Origin of the sequence: Nocardia sp. CWNU-33 (assembly GCF_046764895.1) — a bacterium.
Lineage (GTDB): Bacteria > Actinomycetota > Actinomycetes > Mycobacteriales > Mycobacteriaceae > Nocardia.
On sequence record NZ_JBKOQN010000100.1, the window covers coordinates 1 to 1,571 of the forward strand.

The 1,571-nt window shown below is 63.1% G+C and carries 1 protein-coding gene; it reads right to left on the reverse strand.

The features are described from left to right. Positions 1-1,571, reverse strand: a 1,571-nt coding sequence (locus tag ACLMAL_RS39500; RefSeq protein ID WP_412003749.1) for a DNA-directed RNA polymerase subunit beta, incomplete at both ends; no start/stop codon positions are given.

Sequence of the window (1,571 nt, forward strand, 5' to 3'; positions counted from 1 at the left end):
TCCTGCAGCGTGTAGGCCGCGCCATAGGCCTGCATGGCCCAGCACTCCATTTCGCCGAAGCGCTGGCCACCGAACTGCGCCTTACCACCCAGCGGCTGCTGGGTGATCATCGAGTACGGGCCGGTCGAACGGGCGTGGATCTTGTCGTCGACCAAGTGGTGCAGCTTCAGGATGTACATGTAGCCGACCGCGACCGGGTACGGGAACGGCTCGCCGGAGCGGCCGTCGAACAGGGTCGACTTGCCGTTCTCGTCGACCATGCGCTCACCATCACGGTTGGGCAGGGTCGAAGCGAGCAGACCGGTCAGCTCCTCTTCGCGGGCGCCGTCGAACACCGGGGTCGCGATGTTGGAGTCGGCAGGAGCCGCCAGCATCTCTTCCGGCAGCGCCTTGGCCCAATCCGGACGGTTCGTGCCGTCCGCGTCGGCCCCGACATCCCAGCCTGCCTTGCCGATCCACCCCAGATGGGTCTCCAAGATCTGACCGATATTCATACGACGCGGCACACCATGAGTGTTCAAAATGATGTCGACCGGAGTGCCATCAGGCATGAACGGCATGTCCTCGGTGGGGAGGATCTTGCCGATAACACCCTTGTTGCCGTGCCGACCGGCCAGCTTGTCGCCATCCTGGATCTTGCGCTTCTGCGCCACATACACGCGCACCAACTCATTGACACCGGGAGGCAGATCGTCGTCGTCCTCACGCGAGAACACGCGAATACCGATGACCTTGCCCGACTCACCGTGGGGCACCTTCAACGAGGTGTCACGCACCTCGCGTGCCTTCTCACCGAAGATCGCCCGCAGCAACCGCTCCTCCGGAGTCAGCTCGGTTTCACCCTTCGGGGTGACCTTCCCGACCAGGATGTCACCGTCACGGACCTCGGCACCGATGCGGATGATGCCACGATCGTCGAGATCGGCCAGCACCTCATCGGAGACATTCGGGATGTCCCGCGTGATCTCCTCGGCACCCAACTTCGTGTCACGGGCGTCGATCTCGTGTTCCTCGATGTGGATCGAGGTGAGGACGTCCTCTTCCACGAGACGCTGCGACAGAATGATCGCGTCCTCGTAGTTGTGGCCCTCCCACGGCATGATCGCCACCAGCAGGTTCTTACCGAGAGCCATCTCACCGTTCTCGGTGCACGGACCATCAGCGAGCACATGACCCTGCTCGACCCGCTGCCCCTCGTCCACGATCGGCCGCTGGTTGGCACACGTACCCTGGTTCGAGCGCGCGAACTTCCGCATCCGATAAGACTTGCGAGTGCCGTCGTCGGCCATCACGGTGATGTAATCGGCCGAAACTTCCTCGACCACACCGGACTTCTCGTTCACCACCACATCACCGGCATCGACCGCAGCACGCAACTCCATACCGGTGCCCACGATCGGGGACTCCGACCGGATCAACGGCACCGCCTGACGCTGCATGTTCGCACCCATCAGGGCACGGTTGGCGTCATCGTGCTCGAGGAACGGGATCATCGCGGTCGCCACCGACACCATCTGACGCGGCGACACATCCATGTAATCGACCTCGGCGGCCGAAACGAACTCGACCTC